At 39.5% G+C, this 20,772-nt stretch carries 22 protein-coding genes and 2 tRNA genes; 4 read left to right on the plus strand and 20 right to left on the minus strand.

What is annotated here, in order from left to right; translation table 11 throughout:
- Positions 1–67: 67 nt before the first annotated feature.
- The 6 genes from lepB (I6J02_RS05835) to I6J02_RS05860 form a co-directional block, all read right to left on the minus strand.
- A complete protein-coding gene (gene lepB / locus I6J02_RS05835; RefSeq protein ID WP_201680854.1) occupies positions 68–1,474 on the minus strand; it encodes a signal peptidase I in 1,407 nt (468 codons plus the stop codon).
- 21 nt (positions 1,475–1,495) lie between these two features.
- Positions 1,496–2,929, minus strand: coding sequence for a signal peptidase I (gene lepB / locus I6J02_RS05840; protein WP_201680855.1), 1,434 nt, complete (start codon positions 2,927–2,929; stop codon positions 1,496–1,498).
- 5 nt (positions 2,930–2,934) lie between these two features.
- Positions 2,935–3,678: a 4-hydroxy-tetrahydrodipicolinate reductase gene (gene dapB / locus I6J02_RS05845; RefSeq protein ID WP_201680856.1), complete on the minus strand. Its 744-nt coding sequence runs from the start codon at positions 3,676–3,678 to the stop codon at positions 2,935–2,937.
- A gap of 173 nt (positions 3,679–3,851) precedes the next feature.
- On the minus strand, positions 3,852–4,592 hold the full coding sequence (locus I6J02_RS05850) for a DUF5683 domain-containing protein (RefSeq protein ID WP_201680857.1): 741 nt from the start codon (positions 4,590–4,592) through the stop codon (positions 3,852–3,854).
- A gap of 8 nt (positions 4,593–4,600) precedes the next feature.
- The gene (locus I6J02_RS05855; RefSeq protein WP_201680858.1) at positions 4,601–5,527 is read right to left on the minus strand and encodes a ParB/RepB/Spo0J family partition protein; all 927 of its coding nucleotides are present in this window, start codon (positions 5,525–5,527) and stop codon (positions 4,601–4,603) included.
- Position 5,528: 1 nt separating this feature from the next.
- Positions 5,529–6,326: a ParA family protein gene (locus tag I6J02_RS05860; RefSeq protein WP_003012633.1), complete on the minus strand. Its 798-nt coding sequence runs from the start codon at positions 6,324–6,326 to the stop codon at positions 5,529–5,531.
- 239 nt (positions 6,327–6,565) lie between these two features.
- Here I6J02_RS05860 and I6J02_RS05865 point away from each other — a divergent pair, with 239 nt between their 5' ends.
- Complete coding sequence (locus I6J02_RS05865; protein ID WP_201680859.1) at positions 6,566–7,087, plus strand: NADPH-dependent FMN reductase; 522 nt, start codon at positions 6,566–6,568, stop codon at positions 7,085–7,087.
- 4 nt (positions 7,088–7,091) lie between these two features.
- Here the strand turns inward: I6J02_RS05865 and I6J02_RS05870 are convergent, their stop codons facing one another.
- Positions 7,092–7,919: a UDP-2,3-diacylglucosamine diphosphatase gene (locus I6J02_RS05870; RefSeq protein ID WP_201680860.1), complete on the minus strand. Its 828-nt coding sequence runs from the start codon at positions 7,917–7,919 to the stop codon at positions 7,092–7,094.
- 108 nt (positions 7,920–8,027) lie between these two features.
- Between I6J02_RS05870 and I6J02_RS05875 the strand changes: the two genes are divergently transcribed.
- The gene (locus tag I6J02_RS05875) at positions 8,028–8,762 is read left to right on the plus strand and encodes a DUF1080 domain-containing protein (RefSeq protein WP_201680861.1); all 735 of its coding nucleotides are present in this window, start codon (positions 8,028–8,030) and stop codon (positions 8,760–8,762) included.
- A gap of 64 nt (positions 8,763–8,826) precedes the next feature.
- Here the strand turns inward: I6J02_RS05875 and I6J02_RS05880 are convergent, their stop codons facing one another.
- The 3 genes from I6J02_RS05880 to I6J02_RS05890 all read right to left on the minus strand — a co-directional run bounded on the left by I6J02_RS05880 (position 8,827) and on the right by I6J02_RS05890 (position 12,039).
- The gene (locus I6J02_RS05880; RefSeq protein ID WP_201680862.1) at positions 8,827–10,455 is read right to left on the minus strand and encodes a hypothetical protein; all 1,629 of its coding nucleotides are present in this window, start codon (positions 10,453–10,455) and stop codon (positions 8,827–8,829) included.
- A gap of 70 nt (positions 10,456–10,525) precedes the next feature.
- The gene (locus tag I6J02_RS05885; protein ID WP_201680863.1) at positions 10,526–11,488 is read right to left on the minus strand and encodes a FecR family protein; all 963 of its coding nucleotides are present in this window, start codon (positions 11,486–11,488) and stop codon (positions 10,526–10,528) included.
- On the minus strand, positions 11,485–12,039 hold the full coding sequence (locus I6J02_RS05890; RefSeq protein ID WP_201680864.1) for an RNA polymerase sigma-70 factor: 555 nt from the start codon (positions 12,037–12,039) through the stop codon (positions 11,485–11,487). Before I6J02_RS05890 ends, I6J02_RS05885 begins: the two co-directional genes overlap by 4 nt.
- Before the next feature lie 266 nt (positions 12,040–12,305).
- On the opposite strand from I6J02_RS05890, the gene I6J02_RS05895 reads away from it, so the two are divergent.
- Both I6J02_RS05895 and I6J02_RS05900 read left to right on the plus strand, forming a co-directional pair.
- Positions 12,306–13,121 (plus strand): lysophospholipid acyltransferase family protein, encoded by an 816-nt coding sequence (locus I6J02_RS05895; protein ID WP_236582315.1) that lies wholly within the window; start codon positions 12,306–12,308, stop codon positions 13,119–13,121.
- Positions 13,122–13,215: 94 nt separating this feature from the next.
- Complete coding sequence (locus I6J02_RS05900) at positions 13,216–13,782, plus strand: porin family protein (RefSeq protein WP_201680866.1); 567 nt, start codon at positions 13,216–13,218, stop codon at positions 13,780–13,782.
- Here I6J02_RS05900 and I6J02_RS21920 read toward each other — a convergent pair.
- From I6J02_RS21920 to murQ, 10 genes are all read right to left on the minus strand, one after another.
- Positions 13,712–13,936, minus strand: a complete 225-nt coding sequence (locus I6J02_RS21920; RefSeq protein WP_201680867.1) for a GIY-YIG nuclease family protein — start codon at positions 13,934–13,936, stop codon at positions 13,712–13,714. The two genes, I6J02_RS05900 and I6J02_RS21920, sit on opposite strands and share 71 nt — an antisense overlap.
- A 102-nt stretch (positions 13,937–14,038) precedes the next feature.
- A complete protein-coding gene (locus I6J02_RS05910) occupies positions 14,039–14,290 on the minus strand; it encodes a GIY-YIG nuclease family protein (RefSeq protein ID WP_201680868.1) in 252 nt (83 codons plus the stop codon).
- A 102-nt stretch (positions 14,291–14,392) separates the two neighbouring features.
- Positions 14,393–14,644 (minus strand): GIY-YIG nuclease family protein, encoded by a 252-nt coding sequence (locus tag I6J02_RS05915; RefSeq protein ID WP_201680869.1) that lies wholly within the window; start codon positions 14,642–14,644, stop codon positions 14,393–14,395.
- A 102-nt stretch (positions 14,645–14,746) separates the two neighbouring features.
- Positions 14,747–14,998: a GIY-YIG nuclease family protein gene (locus tag I6J02_RS05920; protein WP_201680869.1), complete on the minus strand. Its 252-nt coding sequence runs from the start codon at positions 14,996–14,998 to the stop codon at positions 14,747–14,749.
- A gap of 39 nt (positions 14,999–15,037) precedes the next feature.
- A tRNA-Val gene (locus I6J02_RS05925) sits at positions 15,038–15,115 on the minus strand.
- A gap of 13 nt (positions 15,116–15,128) precedes the next feature.
- A tRNA-Val gene (locus tag I6J02_RS05930) sits at positions 15,129–15,203 on the minus strand.
- 276 nt (positions 15,204–15,479) lie between these two features.
- Positions 15,480–17,471 carry a putative porin gene (locus I6J02_RS05935; protein ID WP_201680870.1) on the minus strand — a complete coding sequence of 664 codons (1,992 nt, stop codon included), beginning with the start codon at positions 17,469–17,471 and terminating at the stop codon, positions 15,480–15,482.
- Between the two features lie 62 nt (positions 17,472–17,533).
- Positions 17,534–18,349: a purine-nucleoside phosphorylase gene (locus I6J02_RS05940; RefSeq protein ID WP_201680871.1), complete on the minus strand. Its 816-nt coding sequence runs from the start codon at positions 18,347–18,349 to the stop codon at positions 17,534–17,536.
- Positions 18,350–18,429: 80 nt separating this feature from the next.
- Positions 18,430–19,917 carry a sodium:solute symporter gene (locus I6J02_RS05945; protein ID WP_201680872.1) on the minus strand — a complete coding sequence of 496 codons (1,488 nt, stop codon included), beginning with the start codon at positions 19,915–19,917 and terminating at the stop codon, positions 18,430–18,432.
- Between the two features lie 28 nt (positions 19,918–19,945).
- On the minus strand, positions 19,946–20,767 hold the full coding sequence (gene murQ, locus I6J02_RS05950; protein WP_201680873.1) for an N-acetylmuramic acid 6-phosphate etherase: 822 nt from the start codon (positions 20,765–20,767) through the stop codon (positions 19,946–19,948).
- Between the last annotated feature and the right edge of the window lie 5 nt (positions 20,768–20,772).

Genomic DNA, 20,772 nt, shown 5'->3' on the forward strand with positions numbered 1-20,772 from the left:
TTTATAATACTAAAAATCCTCCTCCGAATGTTATTCAGGGGAGGATTTTTAGTATCCGTAAGGATGTTTATTTTATTCCTTTAAATATTCTGTTCCACCTTATTTTTGACATGAAACTACCGTCCTTATCCCAGCTCAGCCATACAAATAGCGCTTTGCCTACAATATGGTCTTCCGGTACAAATCCCCATCCCCTGGAGTCTTCAGAATTGTCGCGGTTATCGCCCATCATCCAGTAGTAATTCATTTGGAAAGTATAGCTTGTTGCTTTAGCTCCATTGATATAAATACCATCTTTTTTTTCTTCCAGTGTATTTCCCTCATACACGCGGATAGCACGCTCATAAAGGGGCATGGTCATGCTGTCAAGCTTAACTGTCCAGCCTTTTGAAGGAACGACAACCGGACCAAAATTGTCAAATGTCCAGTCCCATTTATCGATATGCGGAAATGCTGAATTCTGATTCTGAAACGAAATGACTTGTTCCACGTGTGCCCATTTCTTTACATCTTCTGATTCTTCCGGCGTAATATGAAGAAGATAGGGTTCTATAAAACTTTCAGTAGCCTCGTATCGCTTACGAACCAACTCTTTTTGATCCAGACCGGAACCATCTGTAAAGACGAGATAGCCATGCTGCATATCCTCATTCGTAAAAGCAGGTTCTCCATTGATCAACAATCTCTTGCTTTTCATGGTCACTTTATCGCCGGGCATTCCAACCAGTCGCTTAATATAGTTTTCCCTTTTATCTATTGGTCGGTTATAAGGCGCATCAGCTTCCATCGGATAATTAAAAACAACTACATCATTGCGTTTGATATCCTGAAACCCTGGGAGTCGTCTATAAGGGACCTGAATCCATTCGGAATAAGCTTTGCCACCTGTAACCGGCATAGTATGGTGTGCAAACGGGAAAGCCAGCGGAGTAATAGGAATACGGGGACCGTAATTTAACTTACTGACAAATAGAAAATCACCTACCAACAGACTCCTTTCCATTGAGCCGGTAGGAATCATATAAGCTTCAATCAAAAATCCCCGGATCAATGAGGCGGCAATAACAGCAAATACAATAGCATCCGCCCATTCTCTTGCGAATGATTTGGTATAAGGATATTTTTTCTTAAACGCTGCAGTATTGTATGCTCCGAGATATTTTACATTCTTATCGTGTCCCCACAGCGGCAGAATCATAAAGGGAATCAATACAACGGCTGCATGTTCCCAAAATCGCCTCTTACCAAAAGATTTGATGAAGTCAAACCAGATACCGTAAAATACGAAGACATTAACGATAGGTACAAGGAGAAGTAACACCGTCCATGTTGGCCTGGCCGTACGTTGCGCCATCACATATTCTCTGTACAATGGAATAATAGCCTTCCACCCTTGTTCCCCTGCCTTTTCAAACAATCTCCAGACCCCATATACGGACAGGAGAGCTGTTATTCCAAATATAATATACCACATGAAGTTGTGTCCTTCGCTTCTTTAATCGTTTATGCTTTTAAATACTCTATTCCATCTGAAACTCGAGAATCCTGAGCCATCTTTATCTTTGCTGTATAATACAAAAAGAGGTTTTCCTACGATATGATCCTCTGGAACTAATCCCCATACGCGGGCATCTCTGGAGTTGTGGCGGTTATCACCCATCATCCAGTAATAATTCATTTTGAAAGTATAGCTTGTTGCTTTGGCTCCATTGATATAAATACCGTCCGCTTTAGTCTCCACTTCATTTCCTTCATATACACGGATTGCACGTTCATAAAGAGGCATAGTCATACTGTCAAGCTGAACTGTCCATCCTTTTTTAGGGATTTGCAACGGTCCGAAGTTATCGACATTCCAGTGATATTTGGGATTGTGTGGAAATATGCCTTCTCCCTGATCTATATCTGTAGGTTTGGCAATATTAGGGATGATTTGCTTGATATTCGGCCATGTTTTCATATCGGCCAATTCTGCTTTAGTCAAAAACACCTGATAAGGCTCCTGACCTGCGGAATAGAATTCAATACGTTTTTCTAACATACGATCAGGATTCAGCCCTGTTCCATCAGTAAAAACAAAATAATCCATCATTCCTTCCGGCGGATCAAAACCGGGTTTGTTATTCACGAATAATACAGACTCTTTAAGCGTGATAATATCGCCAGGAAGTCCCACACAACGTTTGATCAGATTTTCCCGTTTGTCGATAGGCCGGCTTAACGGCGGATCAGCCTCTTCAGGAAGATTGAAAACAAATATATCATTACGCTTGATTTCCTGTAATCCCGGCAAACGACGATACGGCCACTGGATTATAGTCGAATAGGCTTTTGTACCTAAAAGCGGCATGGTATGATGTGCTAAAGGAAAGGCTATTGGTGTAATAGGCAGACGAACACCGTAGTGAAATTTACTTACGACGATACAATCTCCTGTCATTAAGCTTTTTTCCATCGATCCGGATGGTATAAAATACAATTCGATCACAAAGCTTCTGATAAAATAAGCGGCAACGATCGCAAAGACAATCGCATCTGCCCACTCTCTTCCGACAGATTTCTTGTACGGATATTTCTTTTTGAATTCTTCTGTAGCAGACAATCCCAGGTATTTTACCTGAGGATCTTTTGCCCACATAGGCAATACGATAAAAGGAACTAATATCGCCGCGGCATGTTCCCAAAATCTAAACTTACCAAAGGATTTGATAAAGTCCAGGTAAAGACCATAGAAGATAAAGATATTAACGATCGGAATCAGTAATAGAAATACCTGCCAGGTTGGCTTTCCCGTTAATTGTGCGAATACATATTCCCGATAAAAAGGTACGATGGACTCCCATCCTTGTTTTCCTGCTTTGACAAAAAGCTGCCAAAGTCCGAATAAGGCAACAAGAGTGAATACTATAAATACAATAATACTGATCATATGATTTACTTATTAAAGTCAAACATTTCGGTTACCTGATAGAATCCTTTTTTACCCTTAAGCCACTCTGCCGCTATAACAGCTCCAAGCGCAAACCCTTCGCGGTTATGTGCGGTATGTTTAAATTCGATCTGGTCTACTTCTGAACTATAGAGTACAGTATGCGTTCCCGGTACTTCTTCGATACGCAGGCTTTCGATCAGCAATTCATTTGGTTTAGGAATGATACCGTCTCCTTCATCTACCAGTTCATTTACCCATTGCTGCTTGGTGTCGCTATTATTCAGAATACCTTCTGCAATAGTAATAGCTGTCCCGCTTGGGGCATCCAGCTTATGCACGTGGTGGATTTCTTCTACCTGCACATCATATTGATGATAGGGCTGGATAGCTTTGGCCAGCATTTTATTGATATGGAAGAAAATATTTACGCCAATGCTGAAATTAGAACCATATAATAAGGATTGATCGGTCTCCAGACAAATATCCTTTACCTCATCCAGATGGTCGTACCATCCTGTTGTACCTACAACAAGTGGCACGGATGCTTCAAAACACAGACTGATATTCTCCAGCGCTCCTGATGGCACACTGAAATCGATAGCCACATCGGCATCCTGTATATCTTGAGCCGTTAATGTTTCTCTGTTATGCTGATCAACAACAAGTATCACCTCATGACCTCGCTTTTGTGCGAATTTCTCGATGAGCTGTCCCATTTTGCCGTATCCCAAAAGGACTATTTTCATATGGATATAATTTGTTTTTTAACTGTAATATGGTCTATCCGAATCATATCTACTCCCGTAAATGTGGTGTGAGATAGACAGATATTCATATTATCAGGATTTTTTCTTCAAGTCAAAATATTTACCACGCTAATTTAATGACTTAAATGGATTTACAAAGAGGTTTGCGTGTATTATTTGAATTGCATTGTCATTTTTAGACCAATAGACGGCCGAATAGGGCCGCTTTGGAAAGCATAACTGTTGTTAGAAATAATAGTAGGAGAAAACCGGATATTTACTTTTTTTGCATCCCCAATATTCCATCGGTTCTTAAGCATAGAATCGACATAGGCTTCTACAATGTTCAATCCATACCAACCCAGTGTACCTAATATAGCCAGATCACGGTTTCTTCTGAAATTGTCTTTAGCCTGTATCAGTCCTGTGGTAGACATTCCTTGTAGTTCTGGATCTTTCCTTTCTGTATCCCCTGTGGAAATACGAAAATCCAGCTCTTTAAGTACCTGGCTGTAATATCTTTGGTTAAATTCTATGATAAGACCTGTAGATACAAACCCCCCGTATATGACCGGAACTTTGATCCACCATACACCTCCGTTATAATGTTGCCCCCATCCGGGAAGGATAAGAGATCTTTTCCAGGCGACTTTGGACTTGTGTTCAATGGCAAGACGGGCAGAGTCTTTAAAAACTTCTTCCGCCTTTTCCTTTGCTTCCTTTTCGGCCTTTTCTCTCTTTCTTCTTTCTTTTCGAGATTCTTCCTTCTTGATCGTATCCTGAGTAACGACTTTTTCTATTTCCGGTTTTGTATTCTTTGCGGGAATAGTTTTGACGGTATCCGCTTTTTGAGCAAAGCAGGCTACTGTAGTGGAAATCAGAACGAAAAGAGTGAACAGGTACTTTATCATCATTCTATAAATTACCAATCCAATAACTCCAGGATTCGGCTCAGATCATCTTCTGATTCGAAAGGAATCTCAATAGCTCCTTTTCCTTTTGTAGATGACTTAACGTTTAGTTTTACTCTTGAAGCAAATTTACTTGCCAGATCGTCTTCTATTTTTTGAAATTGAAAAGTCAGTGCTGTTTTTTTATCTGAAGGAGCTTTCTTACGGGCAGCAGCTTGTTGTACTTCACGCACCAATTGCTCGGCTTTACGTACGGAAAGTCCCTTTTCAATGATTTCTTTAAAGATATACAGTTGTTTATCTACTTCACCTACATTGATAAGCGCGCGGGCATGTCCCATAGTAAGCTGTCCGTCACGAATTGCCGCCTGTATGACGGGAGGCAACTTCAACAGGCGCAGATAGTTCGTCACCGTAGAGCGGTTTTTACTCACACGATCACCCAACTCTTCCTGTTTAAGGTTGCATTCTTCTATCATACGTTGAAAACTCAGCGCCACCTCAATGGCATTCAGGTTTTCACGTTGAATATTTTCGATAAGTGCCATTTCCAGCATTTGCTGGTCATTGGCAGTACGTACATATGCCGGAATGGAAGTGATACCCGCCAGTTTGGAAGCACGCAAACGACGCTCACCACTGATCAGCTGATAAGCGTTATCGCCTACCTGACGAACAGTAATCGGCTGTATTAATCCCTGAAGCTGTATAGATTCGGATAATTCCTGAAGAGCCTGCTCGTCAAAATCTGTACGCGGCTGAAAAGGATTGACGGTGATCTCGTCTACTTTGATAAAATTAATGCTGCCGGAAGTTTTTCCTTTTTCCATTACATCAGACTCCGATACACTTGATGATCTGGATACTTCAATATTTTCATTTTGGAGCAATGCCCCAAGCCCTTTTCCTAATCCTGTTTTACGTTGTTGTGCAGCCATATTATGCAGTTACCGTTTGCTTTTCCTCTTTAACCATTCCATTTTTTTCCAGAATCTCTCTTGCCAGGTTCAGGTAATTAATCGCTCCTTTACAGGACGCGTCATGCATAATTACGGAGATACCAAAACTCGGAGCTTCGCTCAAACGCGTATTCCGTTGAATAATAGTACTAAATACCAGATCATTAAAATGTGTACGGACTTCTTCCACTACCTGATTGGACAGGCGAAGACGCACGTCATACATTGTCAGTAAGATTCCTTCGATTTCCAGATTTGTATTTAACCTGTTTTGAACAATCTTAATTGTATTCAATAATTTACCAAGTCCTTCAAGCGCAAAGTATTCACACTGTACCGGAATAATAACCGAATCCGAACCGGTAAGGGCATTGATCGTAATCAATCCTAAAGAAGGTGAACAATCAATGATGATAAAATCGTAATCGTCTTTGATCTCATCCAGAATCTTCTTCATTTTGTATTCACGCTCGTGCATATTGATCATCTCGATCTCCGCTCCGACCAGATCAATATGTGCCGGAAGCAGATCCAGATTTGGAGTCTCGGTGGCTTGAATAGCTTCGCGGGCGCTCAGGTCATTGACCAGACACTCATATACGCTTGCTTTGATTCCTCTTGGATCAAAACCGATACCAGACGTTGAATTAGCCTGAGGATCAGCATCAACCAGAAGTGTTTTATATTCTAACACGGCCAAACTCGCAGCCAGGTTAATAGAAGTAGTGGTTTTCCCTACTCCTCCCTTTTGATTTGCGATAGCTATAATTTTACCCATTGAATGATAATCTAAAACGTTATATGCCTCTTAATTCGAATAAACCATCAAAAAAAACCTGCTTTTGTTCTGCTTAAACGACAAATTTAATGACGATTTATGAATAAAATGCTTAAATGATGTTAAATTCGTACTTTTGATAGCAGTTTAGTCCACTAAACCACAGACCGCTAAGATACAAAAAATCAATGATATCGTAACCTCTGTACGGGGCGGTTTTTGTAAGTAACAAGACGACAATGAATTTAATTATATCGGGAACAAACAGAGTGGGAAGTCACTCCCTGAAGGTGGCATCATATTATCAACAGGAACTCAGACGCAAAGGAGAAGACTGGAGTTTATTATCCTTAGGAGATCTTCCCGAAAACATCATCGTATCAGACCTCTACAACCACCGCAGCGAAGCCTTCAGCATCATTCAGGAGCAGGTGTCGGCAGCTAAAAAGTTTATTTTTGTTATCCCTGAATACAATGGCAGCTACCCCGGAGTGCTTAAGGTATTTATCGATGCCTGTACCTTTCCGGTAAGCTTCTTCAACAAAAAAGTAGCTTTGGTAGGCGTATCAAGTGGAAAGTATGGTAACATCAGAGGCGTGGATCACTTTACAGGAGTTTGTAACTACCTCCGCATGCATGTACTTCCTCTCAAAATTCACATCCCGCATATTCAATCCGAACTGAATGAAGATCAACAGCTGTTTCAATCAACAACGGTGAAATTTGTACAGGAACAAATCCACGAAATCATTCAATTCTAATTTTTTATCTGGATTTCAGAATATTCTCCAGAAGCTGATCTATAGAGGTTTTAAATGAAACTTCAGGAGTGGGATATTTGCCTAACAGATGTTTACTGTTTTCATATACAAACATCTCCCATTCACCTTCATGGTATTCTAATGCTGTCAGATTTTCGACCCAGTCTCCTGAATTGAGGTAGATAGTCTCCCCTTTTTTTGTTTTGACCGTCCGGATCTGAGGCTGATGGATATGTCCGCAGATAACGTAATCATAATTTTGTTCTATCGCGAGCTCTGAAGCTGTCTCTTCAAAATCATTAATATATTTCACCGCTTTCTTGACACTGTTTTTTATTTTTTTTGAAAACGAGTATTTCTCTCTACCCATTTTCGTCAGCGCCCAGTTTACCAGATTATTGAGCTGAATAAGCTTATCATAGCCCCAGCCTCCCAATTTTGCCAACCACTTTGCATGATGAACGGAAGCATCAAATACATCTCCATGAAAGATCCAGGCCAGTTTACCGCCAAGATTGAGAATTATTTTATTCGTCAGCAGGATATTACCAAAATGCACGTTTGCAAATTTCCGAAGCATCTCATCGTGATTACCAGTGATATAAATGACTTCTGTGTCCTGACAGGCGAGTTCAAAAATATATTTTATAACCAGCAAATGTGAATCGGGGAAATAACTTTTTTTGAATTGCCAGATATCTACGATATCACCATTCAGAATAAGTTTGCGTGGCTTTATGGACCTGAGATACTGCAAAAGCTCCTGAGCTCTGCATCCATATGTACCCAGGTGGACATCCGACAGAATGACTAAATCTACTTCTCGCTTCATATGCAGATTGGTTTTTACAAAAAAGATAAAACTATATTAACTAATCATTTTCAGACAATTAAGAAATTATAATTTTTATATCTTTACCAAAAACCAATACGAATACATATGTACTTTATAAACAAACATCTCCTTTTTATTACATTGCTGATTTTTGTCTTTCAAAGCTGTTCAAACTCCAACTCGACTTCTAAGCCCATTACAGAAGCTGAACAAAAGGCAGGATGGCAATTTCTTTTTAACGGAGATAATACTGAAGGGTGGCATATTTTTAACAGCACAGCCAAAGATTCCAAATGGATTGTGAACAATGGGATACTGGCCTGCTCACCGCACAAGAAAGACGGTATATTCGGAGATCTTACAACAGATAAAAACTATAAAAACTTCGAATTAGTATTCGACTGGAGTATTGCCAAAGGAGGAAACAGCGGCGTGTTTATCAATGTACAGGAAGACCCAAAGTATAGCGCTACATTTGCAACTGGAGTGGAAATGCAACTTCTGGACAATGCAAATGCGGAACCCAGACACCAGAAAGACAGTACGCATTGGGCTGGCTGTATCTATGATGTAAGTTGTATGGGAAATCAGTCCAAACCAAAACCTTTCGGGGAATGGAATTCATCACGAATTGTTCAAAAAGATGGGAAAGTAAGCTTTTACCTCAATGGTATACTGACTGCAGAAGAAGATCTAAGTGGTCCTGCCTGGAAAGCAAAAGTGCAGCAAAGCAATCTGAAGGTGCACCCTGATTTTGCAAAAGCTACTGAAGGCAAAATTGCTTTTCAGAACCATACAGATTCTGTAGCTTTCCGCAATATTAAAATAAGAGAGATATAAAATTTATTAAACAGATCAGAGGTATTAATCATGACCTCTGATCTGCAGAGCTTAATTGTTCAGATTACCAATTGAATACAAGCCCCACTGAACCTCCTCCATGGAAGGTATCCGATTTTTTATCTGAACCGAAAAACTTCCATTTAACCGGCTCTTTGTCTGCATCAGGAACTATATGCTCTGAATAATGGAAAGAAGGTGCGGCATATATAGCCAGATGTTTTGACAGATGAAATCTTGGGATTACCCGCAGACCCGCTCTGAAATAGTCATTCTTGAAATCTTCATCATAACTTGTTCTGCTGATCAGTTCAGCTGCCAGTGAGAACTTTTTCTTACGAATCATATTTGCTCCTACTCCAAATTCTAAAGCATACTTGAGATCCGGATCGTCCCAATAATACCCTGCACTGATAAGGCTGTATAACACACGTCCTCCCGACCTGAAATTAAGGCTTACCAACTTGCTTTCGTCGGCACTGACAGACAATTCTTTATATCCGTTTTTTATGAGGTTAAAGAGACCAATCGGGTAGTCACTGCTATCAGCAATATTAATCAAACCGGCGATCTGCACTCCTTTTACTTTTTTGGCCACATTAACAGCTCCTGCCAATTGGTTACTTACTTCTGAGCGCGATACATTAACCAGTCCGGCAATCTGGCTTCCTTGTGAAGAATTGGCAATATTAAGTGCTCCTGCAAGCTGTAGTCCTGACTTTACGGTATCTACTTTGTTCCATAGTCCTCCGATTTGTACTCCCGACAAATCATTAACCACCACATTTCCAGCTCCTGCTAATTGTAATCCTTTCACATTTCCTCCTACGACATTTACAAGACCTCCGATCTGTGTACCGCGCATATTGTATTGATTGATATTTAACGCTCCGCCTATCTCGAACCCATCCACTCCGGCAGTATAGCCACCCAATACGTTAAGAGAAAACTTATTGACAACCTGAGATTCAAAAAAACCGTGTGTGCTCAGTCCCGGTGTCATGGATACCTGAAAAGGGCTATATGCAAACACACCTCCCAGATTGAGACTCTGAATCTTTCGCGAAGAATTAGAAAACAAATTCCCGAGATAGGTGGTAAATATTCCTTTTTCTTTATTATAATCTGAATAATATCCCAGTTTCCCCTTTTTTGCCAATTTGGTAGCCTCTATGGGCAACAGCAGAATAATAGATGTATCTCTGTAGTTTTCCTTACTCATTGATATAGCGACAAGCTGCTCCGGCTTCTTGATATCAAGTTCGAAATACCCGTTCTTATCTGTTAAGGTAGATACAAATGCATTTTTATCATAGATACTGGCATATTGAATAGCCTTATTGGTACGGATATCTTTTATATATCCCGTTATCATCACTCTGTTATTTATCTGAGCGGGGATATGAACATCTACATCCATCTTTTGTGGAGAATAGGAGATAATTACATGAGAGGTTGTCTCCTTAAAACTGAACTGATCTCCCAGCAGATTTTCAAGATAACCCACCAGCACACCAGTGTACGCCGGAACATTGACGATGCTATCCTGATTGATTAACTGGCTGTTATAAGAAAAAAGAATTTGATTGGATGATTTAATCTGTTCAAAGATATCACGTATTGATGTATTTTTGAAAGCCGGAATTTTGATCTGCTGTGCTAATTTTTCCTGCGCACCAGCGTATGCACACATACAGACTGCAACAAAAAGTGAGCATAATAGATTTTTTGACAAGTATGATATGTTATTTTTAGACATGATTTTATTTGATATGGTACTCATCCCCCTTTTTCTCAATTTTTAAATCAAAGGTCTCCAGGAGCACTTTGATAATTTCGGATAATGGCTGCTGCTCAAAAGTTGCTGTAAGCAAAAGCTGCCGGTGCTTCGGGTTGATCAAAACCAGGTGCTGATCGTAGGCCTTATTCAGTATTTCAATTACCCGTGGCAATGGTGTATTCTCAAATACAAATTCCTGATGTACATAGTAGCGATACAATTGATCGGGAACAGTATCTACCTTAAGCTTATTTCTCAGCGTATCACTTATCAGAACAGATTGTAACGGCTTTAAGATGACCTCCTGATCTGCACTGCGTACACTTACTGAGCCGGAGGCAACAATTACTTCTGTTTCGCCATTACTACGTCTTACGTGAAAACTGGTTCCCAGAACAGTAATTTTAGTTTTACCCGCATCGATTACAAATGGATGCTTTTCATCTCTTTTCACTTCAAAAAATACTTCTCCGGATGTAAGTTTCACTGATCTGTTTTTACTTAACCAGGACTCAGAATAGGCGATCTGAGAATATTTATTTAACGTAACTACACTTCCGTCAGGTAACTGATCCCTCCGGACATCAGCAAAAGATTGCAATTGCTTATCCACGGCAGACTGTACTGCAAAGAAATAAAGAGAAATACCCAAACACAACAAGGTGACAGCTGCGATCATCCATTTGACCGAAAAGAACTTTGAAGGTTTTTCATATTTGACCTGAGCTTCCTCTCGTTCATTCTTTCTCCGTACAAAATCTGCCCAGACCCGATCGACATCGATATCTTCCGGGACAGTTGTTTGCTTACTCAGTTCCCAGGCTTTCTTCATTTGTTGATACACTTTTTCATTTTCATGATTACTGGAGATCCATTGTTCTACCACAAGAACCTCTTCCGGAGAAGCATCTCCTACAATATATTTTGTCACTAACACGTCTTTCATAACCCAAATAGTAAAGAGATGATTAACAAGGTTAAATAATCTACCAGATGTACACGCAGATGGCGCAATGCCTTGCTCATATGGCCTTCTACGGTCTTGATGGATAAGTTGAGCAGATCTGCAATCTCCTTATACTTTAAATCCTGAAACCGACTCATCTCAAAAACAGCCCGGCTTTTCTCCGGCAGCTGTAACAGTGCATGATGCAATTGTTTCTTTAATTCCGAATCTCCCTGATCCATATACTCTGTATCTTTTTCATGCAGCAACTGGTATTCCTGATACCTTCTTTTTAATTGCTCGCGCTTAAGTGTATTGAGACTTTCATGATACACTGCACGATAGAGGTAGGCTTTTAAGGAAGTGTGGATATCTGTCTCCCAGTCGCGCTCCCAAAGCCTCATAAATACCTGCTGTACCACCTCTTCTGCAATAGCTGAATCCTCCAGGAAACGAAAAGCATACCGATGGAGATCCTTGAAATGTTCTCTGAAGATCATTTCAAACTTGTGTTCCTTTTGAAGCGGAATATGTTCAATACCTGCTAACATCGAAATAATTTAAATACGTTATTTATTCTTCAATTTATAGCTAAGACAACTCAAAAATCATTTACCCTCATCCTTTTTCTGTTTTTTTTCTTTTTGCCGTTTTCACCAATACTTTTCTCCTCTTTTTAAGGGTAAAAGCCAAACCAATTGTCAAAACTATTAAAAAACAATGTTAAACATGAGCCTCCTCATCTACTCTTTTATTCTCGGCGGATTAATTTTTATTTCTTTCCTATGGATGCTGTATACCCTTATAAATGCGATACATGAAAGCGCAGAAACAGAGTAATAAAACGAATCGTAGTGCTCAACACATGAACAGCATATACCGTATTACAGGATTTATAATCGGACGAATATTTCGCTATCGATATAATGTCGTTATTCAAAACTTCGCCAGAGCATTTCCCGACATGTCGTATACTTCGATTGTACATCATGTACATGATTTCTATTGTATACTTGGCCGAATTGTCACTGAACAACTATCGGGTATATTTCGTTCACCCAAACTCCATTTGCAAAATACACAGCTACTGGACACGCCTTACCGCGAAAAGAGACATATTATTATGCTGATGGGTCACTATGGAAACTGGGAACTTCTGAATCGCCTGCCAGGTGTGTTAAACAAACCTGTACAAGCACTTTACAAACCTTTAAAAAGTGTTCTGTTTGATCACCTCTTCACAAAAATCAGAACACGGGAAGGTTTACGGCTTATTCCTTCCTCTAAGGCCTTAAGGACATTATTAAAGGAAAAGAACGCTCCAAATATCACAGTATTTCTTGCAGATCAATATCCCGGAATTGAGAATGGCTATCCTGTTACATTTCTGAATCAGCAAACCTATGCCTTTAGCGGAGCGGAAAAAATTGCGAAGACTTTAAATGCTTATGTAGTATATGGGGAATTGTCTCCTGCAGGTGATTACGCATGGACGCTTAGCTTAGATCTTATCTGTGATTCCGCAGGCCAAACTTCAGCAGGTGAAATAACACTCAATTATATCCGGAAACTGGAAGATAGCATTATGAAAGCGCCTTGTTATTGGTTATGGTCACACCGGAGATGGAAATAAAAAAAAATTAAAATGCGACAAGGGTATAATGCAATTACACTGTCTTATTCCTAAACAACAATAAAAATTTCATTATCTACTAAAATCAAAAAAGATGAACAAGAACTTAAAAACAGGATTCACACTATTAGCACTTACTTTGGGATTGTCTCTAACTGCACATGCTCAAAAAATTGAATATGGCATAAAAGCGGGAGCACAGTACAGCAGCTTTTCATATGGAAATAAAACAATTAAAGACGAAGCCGGCAAAATAGGTGCACATATAGGAGTATTTGCACGTACTGCTGAAAAATTATACTTTCAACCGGAACTGAATTTTTCCATGTTTAATGCAAAATATACGTACGACAGCAAAGTGTACACACCAAAATTCTATCAGGCAAATCTACCTCTACAAGTGGGATATAAAGTCCTTGAAAAAGATGAATTGAACTTACGTGTATCTGCAGGACCTCAACTTAACTATGATCTGAAAAAAGTGAAGGCAACTGCTACATCTTCATTTAAACAACTGTCCTACGACGCATTAATAAATGTTGGAGCTGATGTTGAGAAATTCACTTTCGACCTGAGATTCAATTACGGCCTCAATAAAAGGAATAAAGACCTGGGTGCCCGTAATGAAACTTATGGCTTGTCTGTAGGATACAAATTCTAATTCCTTTCCCCTCTATTTTAGTAATCAGGCATCCGCGAGGGATGCCTTTTTTATGACGGGAATTATGACGACGCAATCGATCTGCAACATCATTCGTCACTCCAATATGATAACGGTCTGCACTAACGGAATAGAGAATGTATAAGTAATACATAATTAGGTCATAACAAAAAAAGCATCCTGTCGGATGCTTTGGTGGAGGCTACTGGGTTCGAACCAGTGACCCTTCCGATTTTATCGGAATGATCTGAACCAGCTAGTCGGACTTTTTAATAAGTTCTTCTATTTTTAAACCGCTTTTCCAGGATTTAAGCTGGCGTTCGCGGACTAATGCTTCACTCTTCGTCTTATAACATTCCTGATAAACAATACACCAATCTGCTGATATTCCTGTAAAACCCTTTTTATGACGGGAATTATGACGACGCAATCGATTTGCAACATCATTCGTCACTCCAATATAATAACGGTCTGCACTAATGGAATAGAGAATGTATAAGTAATACATAATTAGGTCATAACAAAAAAAGCATCCTGTCGGATGCTTTGGTGGAGGCTACTGGGTTCGAACCAGTGACCCTTCCGATTTTATCGGAATGATCTGAACCAGCTATTCGGGCTTTTTAATAAGCTCTTCTATTCTTAAACGGCTTTTCCAGGATTTAAGCTGGCGTTCGCGGACTAATGCTTCACTCTTCGTCTTATAACATTCCTGATAAACAATACACCAATCTGCTGATATTCCTGTAAAACCCTTTTTATGACGGGAATTATGACGACGCAATCGATTTGCAACATCATTCGTCACTCCAATATAATAACGGTCTGCACTAACGGAATAGAGAATGTATAAGTAATACATAACTAGGTCATAACAAAAAAAGCATCCTGTCGGATGCTTTGGTGGAGGCTACTGGGTTCGAACCAGTGACCCTTCCGATTTTATCGGAATGATCTGAACCAGCTATTCGGGCTTTTTAATAAGCTCTTCTATTCTTAAACGGCTTTTCCAGGATTTAAGCTGGCGTTCGCGGACTAATGCTTCACTCTTCGTCTTATAACATTCCTGATAAACAATACACCAATCTGCTGATATTCCTGTAAAACCCTTTTTATGACGGGAATTATGACGACGCAATCGATTTGCAACATCATTCGTCACTCCAATATAATAACGGTCTGCACTAACGGAATAGAGAATGTATAAGTAATACATAACTAGGTCATAACAAAAAAAGCATCCTGTCGGATGCTTTGGTGGAGGCTACTGGGTTCGAACCAGTGACCCTCTGCTTGTAAGGCAGATGCTCTGAACCAGCTGAGCTAAGCCTCCTTTTAATTAAGTGTGGAGAATACTGGGTTCGAACCAGTGACCCTCTGCTTGTAAGGCAGATGCTCTGAACCAGCTGAGCTAATTCTCCTTGTATTTTTAACGGATTTTATACCGTCTATTGCTTTCTGACCAGTGACTCTTCCGATTTGTATCGGAATGCTCTGAACCAGCTGAGCTAATTCTCCTTGTATTTTTAACAGATTTTATTCTGTCTGTGGATTTTTGATTATCTCAAAAATGCAATCGTTCTTTCTGATTGCGTGTGCAAATATAGGCGATTATTTCGATTTACAAAACAATTTGTAATATATTTTTATTGATTAAAATACAATTAACTCAAAAACAACCACATAAATTCTTCTGATTAATCATAGAATTTCCAACTCACACCAAACCGAAGATTCGCTTCGTTCATCGGATATCTTCTCACAGTATAATATCCTTTAGGATAAATGAATTGATTGATAAAATTATAGCTGATAAATAAGTTCACTCTTTTTATATTGGCTGTAGCCCATACATCAACAATCGGATATGTAGAAAATTCTATACCCACATTATCATTATAAAACTGTCCGGAATTGATCGAATAAGACGGTGTACGGAATGGTGTATTGAATTTGACATCTGTACCCAGATTGAAATCCAGAACCTTGTATAATTTATTGTTGTAATAGAAGCTATGCCAGGTGTATATTTCAGGAATTGCTAAAATACCGGCAGCATCAGATTTTTGATAGACCACCAAATTGTTTAAATGGAAGTTACCAAACTTAAAGTTTTGTCCTACAGATATTTTCAATAAATTCAGATTTCCAAATTGCGCCGGTTCTATTTGCCTTGCCAGCTCGGCATTGTTGCTGGGATTATCTACTTCCTTAAAATAAAGATAATTGCTGATCAGAAAATACTCAGCCTTACCTGTAAATCCTATTTTATTGTTTTTATAGGCAAAAGAAAGATTCTGTGTTTTTGTTTTATCAAAACTATTGTCCCATTTATGATAGGTGTAATTTAAACGGTCAAAGATCATCTCCGGTGACTTATTCTGACTATAGGCGCCCAAACTGATCTTACCGGCATTTTCACTTAACAGTACATCTGCTTTTGCTTCATACAGGTAATCACCAAAGTTACGGCCCAGTATAATTTGGTCAACTCTTCCCTGAAAATTTACCCTGTCGCTAAACTTATACCCTATTGTCCCCCAGACGGTGCTGTTCTGAAAAAATTCATTGCCAAGTGTATCTTTTGAGCCCGAATACCAGATCAGATCATTTTTAAATCCCAGATCCAGCTTGGCTTCATTCTTAAGCTTTCCTCCCGGTCTTAAATAGAATGTATACGTAAATTCATTGGATATATTAGTAATAGAGGTCGTATCTCGTGTAAGGACACTTCCTCCTACCGGGAAAGCATCATATGAATCGGCTTCGTTCTTAAAAAACAAAAATTTCTGCATCCGGATAGATGAGTTGTGAGAAACAGCATTGGTCGGATGTATCTCCATTTCGGGTGTCCCTGCATTGATCGTATCTAACCGGCCTATGTAATAAGACTGACGAAGAAAAAATGAATTATCTTTCCATTTATTGTAAGGTCGGTTTGCTGTTTGCCCGCTTAACTTTGTTTCATAAGTATATTTGGCCTGCCCTGTGGTATCCTGAAAGATATTATTATTCACTACCGAACCATTCTCCGTTGCATCCAAGGAATTGAAGACCGCATTGACAAGCATATTGTACCGTAGGTTGGATGATTCGTACCAGGAGAAGACAGCCGCTTTACGATCACTGTAATTCTGATTTTTATAATATCCATCCGTATTGGTTGCATGATATTCCGCTCCTATATTCCAATGCGGTGTAATATTTTGTGCAATTTTGGCTTTAAAAACCTGATCATCAAAGAAAAATCCGACGGCATACAGTTCCGAATATCTGGCTCGTGCTCTGTAATACTGTATAGAGTCTGGTCGCAGTAAATAGCGCTCCATAGCATGGAACCCACTCTGAAATCCAATCGTCTTATTCGGATTGAAAAGGAGGTCACGGCTTGCCAGTCCATAGGATCCCAGATTTATACTTGGGTTCCAAGGTAAATTTTGCTTATTAAAGTACTGAAAATTGCGATGTGAAGTATCAATCTGTACGGTATAAGTCGCCTGTTTCAGCATGTCTAATGTGGCATAGCGAACATATCTTGCCGTAAATTCTACCGAATCCTTTTTGTTATCCTCTTTTGCTCGTGCAGAGTCCAGAGCAGTACTCCACTCTTCCCCTTCTTGAGCGTGCGCTTGCCCAAGTCCCAAACTGACACAGCATATTAATGCTAAAACGCGGAGTAAAATTCTCATCTACAATCTTTCGAAATTTATTTTGTTGTTTCCTGCTTCAAAAATAACGCTAAAAAACAAAATTATTGTAGTGCAATTAATTCTTTCATAATTGCCGTCATTTTGGGTTCAGATCTGGCAGCTACATCTACAATCTCCTGAAGTGAAACAGGTTTAAGTTCCTCATGAAATCCTTCGTCTGTCACAACTGAAATAGCGAACACAGGTAATCCCATATGATTTGCAACAATAACTTCCGGGACGGTACTCATACCGACAATATCTCCGCCAATAATACGCATATATCGATATTCTGCTCGGGTTTCAAGATTAGGTCCCGGAGTAGATACATAAACCACTTTATGCGCTTTTAAATCTAACCGGTGAGCTATATCCATAGCCTGTTTGATCATTGTCGGATCATAAGGTCTGCTCATATCCGGAAAACGCGGTCCGAATATATTTTCATTTCCTCCACGTAAAGGGTTATCCGGCAACAAGTCGATATGATCATCTATAATTCCTAAATCTCCTTTTTTGATCTCCGGATTGAGTGAGCCTGAAGCATTGGATACAAATAGCTTTTGTATGCCTAATACCTTCATAACGCGAACCGGAAAAGTAATTTCACGCATACTATATCCTTCATAGTAATGAAGTCTTCCCTGCATAGCGACAACTCTGCGGCCATTTAAAGTTCCAAAAATCAGTTTTCCGGAATGAAACTCTACGGTGGAAATTGGAAAGTTAGGGATATTTGAGTACATAAGCTGGAATTCGACGTCGATTTCATCGACCAGTTTCCCCAACCCTGTTCCCAGGATAATACCGAATTCGGGGACAAAGTCTCCTATTCGCTTTTTGATAAAGGATACGGTTTCTTCTATAGATTGATACATGCGTGCAAAAAAAAGTTTAAATTCAAACTTAATGCATTTTTTTTGCACGCACAAATATCAAATCGTATTCTTAGGTAGATTTAGAGTGCTTTTGTATCGGCATGCTGTTTACCCGGAGATGTGATGATCAGCATCAGGGCCGTTAAAAATCCGTTATATACAATCAATTCGTAACCGATTCTATATGTCGTATGTGGCACAATCAGAAAGTAATTGATCAAGAATAATATAACCGGAGAAAGTACACAGATAAATGGCACCAGATTGTCATTGACACGATATCTGGTCAAAATCCCTAAAGCAAATAATCCCAACAGCGGACCATATGTATAACTTGCAGCTACGAAGATTGCTGTAACAACAGAATCATCATTGAGGATTCTGAAAATCAAAATTACAACAAGCATCAGTACAGAGAAGCCCACATGTACCCAATTGCGCTGACGTACTAATGCCGGATCGTTCGGATTAGCCTTTTTATTAAAGTTAAGGAAATCTACACAAAAAGATGTTGTCAGAGCCGTCAGGGCTGAATCTGTCGTCGCAAATGTAGCTGCAGTAAGTCCCATCATAAAGATAATGCCCGGAGCAAGGGAAAGATAATTCAATGCAATCTCAGGATATAAATAATCCGGAGTGCGCAAAGCAGAAACATCAATATTATTCTCTGCAGCATAGATATACAATAAGGCTCCTACTGCCAGAAAAAACAGATTGATAACAACAAATATGCTGGTAAATGTCAACATATTTTTCTGTGCTTCACCAATCGTACTCATACTTAAATTCTTCTGCATAAGATCCTGATCCAGTCCTGTCATAGCGATGGTAACAAATATACCTCCGATAAAATTCTTCAGGAAGTGATTCTTATCTCCTAACAGATCCTCCCAAACGAATATAGAAGAGTATGAACTGTTTTTTACTTTTTCAAATGCTTCAACTACTGAAATTCCAAGACCGTCCGCCATGAAATAGATGGATAGTACAACTGCCAGTAGCAAAAAGAATGTCTGCAACGTATCGGTGATAATAATAGTCTTAAGACCACCCTTATTTGTATACATCCAGATCAGTATCAGGCAGATCGCAATCGTTACTGCAAAAGGAACCTGAAGAGAATCAAATATAAATTTTTGCAGGATGATGGCAACTAAGTAAAGTCGGAATGCAGACCCTATCGTTCTGGATATCAGAAATATCATCGCCCCGCTTTTATAGCTTTTATGCCCGAATCGTTCTTCTAAATAGGTGTAAATAGAAGTCAGATTCATGCGGTAATAGAGTGGTAATAACACATAAGCGATCATCACAAACCCGACAGCATTACCCAGCACAAACTGAAAGTAGCTGAAGTTGGTATGTCCTACTGCACCAGGAACAGAAATAAATGTAACCCCGGACAGCGCTGTACCTATCATTCCAAAAGCAACCATATACCATTTGGAATTACGGTTGGCAACAAAAAATGTAGAGTTGTCAGATGATTTTCTGGATGTAAAATAGGCTACTCCGAGCAAAAGTCCGAAATAAACCAATAAAAAGGTTAATAATATAAAAGGTGACATGTGTTTAGTTTGATTGTTTTAGCGTTAGTTATCCTTTACTTACATAATTCTCAATTGCCTTTCGGACATTTCCAAATTCTTCCAGTAATTCTGATGCAGTTAATTCATCAGCACCAGTTTCATCCATAATAATACGAACACCTCTGGCTACCAGTTTATGATTGGACAACTGCATATCTACCATTTTATTCCCTTTGACACGTCCCAAACGAATCATGATAGAAGTACTTAACATATTAAGGACCAGCTTTTGTGCAGTACCGGCTTTCATGCGGGTAGATCCTGTTACAAACTCAGGGCCTACGATCACTTCCACAGGCAATTGAGCGACTGCAGCGATAGGAGAGCCGCCATTACAAACAATACATCCTGTGATTAATCCTTTTTCATTGGCTGTGGTCAATCCACCGATGACATAGGGAGTAGTTCCGGATGCTGCGATACCGATCACCACATCCTTTTCATTTACACCATATTCTTCAAGATCTTTCCATGCCTGCTCGATATCATCTTCTGCAAATTCTACAGCTTTACGTATTGCTGTATCACCTCCGGCGATCAATCCTATAATCCAGTCAAAAGGCACTCCAAATGTAGGAGGGCATTCGGACGCATCCAGGATGCCAAGTCGGCCGCTTGTCCCTGCTCCGATATAGAAAAGACGTCCTCCGGTCTTCATTTTCTCTACAGTCGCTGTTACAAGCCTTTCAATCTGAGGAATGGCTCTTTCTACAGCTAAAGGGACTGTTTTATCCTCTGCATTTATGTTGGTTAACAATTCGTGTACAGACATTTTGTCCAGGTCCTGATAGTTGGATTCTTTCTCTGTGGTGTTAATCATCTTTATCATTGTCT

The sequence above is a fragment of the Sphingobacterium spiritivorum genome, from assembly GCF_016725325.1.
Classification (GTDB): domain Bacteria; phylum Bacteroidota; class Bacteroidia; order Sphingobacteriales; family Sphingobacteriaceae; genus Sphingobacterium.